The organism is Arthrobacter sp. HMWF013 (genome assembly GCF_003061105.1).
Lineage (GTDB): Bacteria > Actinomycetota > Actinomycetes > Actinomycetales > Micrococcaceae > Arthrobacter.
Genome location: NZ_QAIQ01000379.1, coordinates 6,005 through 7,524, shown reverse-complemented (window position 1 = coordinate 7,524; position 1,520 = coordinate 6,005). Strand labels below are relative to the sequence as shown.

The 1,520-nt window shown below is 65.9% G+C and carries 2 protein-coding genes and 1 pseudogene; 1 reads left to right on the top strand and 2 read right to left on the bottom strand.

Translation table 11 applies throughout. The features are described 5' to 3' along the window. The coding region (locus tag DBR22_RS14055; RefSeq protein ID WP_146187507.1) for an MFS transporter at positions 1-584 on the bottom strand (584 nt) is incomplete at its 3' end. A 115-nt stretch (positions 585-699) separates the two neighbouring features. Between DBR22_RS14055 and DBR22_RS14050 the strand changes: the two genes are divergently transcribed. Then, on the top strand, positions 700-1,152 hold the full coding sequence (locus DBR22_RS14050; protein WP_108599523.1) for a (deoxy)nucleoside triphosphate pyrophosphohydrolase: 453 nt from the start codon (positions 700-702) through the stop codon (positions 1,150-1,152). A gap of 74 nt (positions 1,153-1,226) precedes the next feature. On the opposite strand, the pseudogene DBR22_RS24545 reads toward DBR22_RS14050, so the two are convergent. After that, positions 1,227-1,520, bottom strand: a pseudogene (locus tag DBR22_RS24545) (Rv2578c family radical SAM protein); the annotation flags it as partial.

Genomic DNA, 1,520 nt, shown 5'->3' with positions numbered 1-1,520 from the left:
ACATACCTCCAGAGCAGGAAAAGCGTCAGCAGGCCGATGGCGCCCACGAGCAGGAAAAGCAGCCGCCAGCCAAAGGTCTGGCCTACCCAGGTGGCAGCTGGAACGCCGACGACGTTTGAAACCGACAGGCCGGCCATCACCATCGAAATGGCCCAGCCGCGCCGGTTTGCGGGAACGAGCGACGCTGCAATCACCGCCGCGACACCGAAGAAGGCTCCATGCGGCAGGCCGGCCGCGAACCGGGAAACGAGCATCAGCCCGTAATCCGGGGCGATGTAAGACAGCAGGTTCGCCAGCGTGAAGAAGAGCATCAGCCCCAGCGCGAGGTGCTTCCGCGGGAGCCGGGCCCCTACGGCGGCAAGAAGCGGCGCACCCACCACCACGCCCAGTGCGTACGCTGAGATAAGGTGTCCGGCTTCGGGAGTGCTGATGTTCAGCCCCTGTTCGACCTCCCGGAGCAGACCCATCATGGTGAACTCCGTGACCCCGATCCCGACGCCGCCCATCGCCAGCGCGAAAATGGCGGCCGCGATCCTGGGAGTGCCCTTTTGGGGGATAGTGGGAGTCTGGACGATGCTGCTCATGTGCCTGCTTTTCAAAGGATTCCGGAGTGTCTCTCCATGAAATTGTCCCTTATGGCCGTGCCGGCACCGGACCGCCCTCCCTGCGCCGGCAGCCCCTCCGCCATAGAATGATGCGGTGACTGGACTGATACAGGTAGTTGGCGGCGCCGTGGTGGATTCCCTGACGGAGCCCGCCCGAATGCTCGTGGCCCGGCGCAGTGCCCCCGAACAGTTCGCCGGGATGTGGGAATTTCCGGGTGGAAAGATTGAGCCCGGCGAAGCCCCTGAGGCCGCACTCCACCGGGAGCTCCGGGAAGAGCTCGGGATCGGAGTCCGGCTCGGATCCGAGCTGCCGGGCGAAACAGAGGCAGGCTGGCCACTGAACGCACGTGCCACCATGCGGGTCTGGCTGGCCGAGATCACTGACGGCGAACCGCACCCCCTTGAGGACCACGACGAATTACGGTGGGTAGGGCTGGCGGACCATGCCGGCGTGCTGGGCCTTCCGTGGATCCCCGCCGATTACCCGATCGTCCAGGCCCTGCTCCGCTCCATCAGCCCTGAGGCTCTGACGTCCCGGACGTCTTGAGCCGGCCAGCGGCCGGAAGAGCACGGCCGCTGACGCCGCCGTCAGGCCAGGCCGGCGCGGCCAACGCACACAGTTCAGAAAAGCGTTGGCTGCTGGCGGAGCCCTTCCGCCGGATGATCCGAGGCCACCCCTGCTGTGTTGGAGTCACCGGTCCAGGAGTTCGGCAGGCTTCCGGCGGGGTACTGCGCTTCCTCGCCGCGGGGATCGTCCTCCAGGTCACGGTGGCTGAAGCCGTGGGAACCTGAGAAGCCATGCCGTTGCTTGAAGTACCGCACCTTCGCGGCAAGCCACGTTCGGTATTCCTTGGAGGCATATGACCCGGTTCCGTAGAGGCGCCGGTAGCGGCCTGCGAGTTCCGGGTGGTTTTT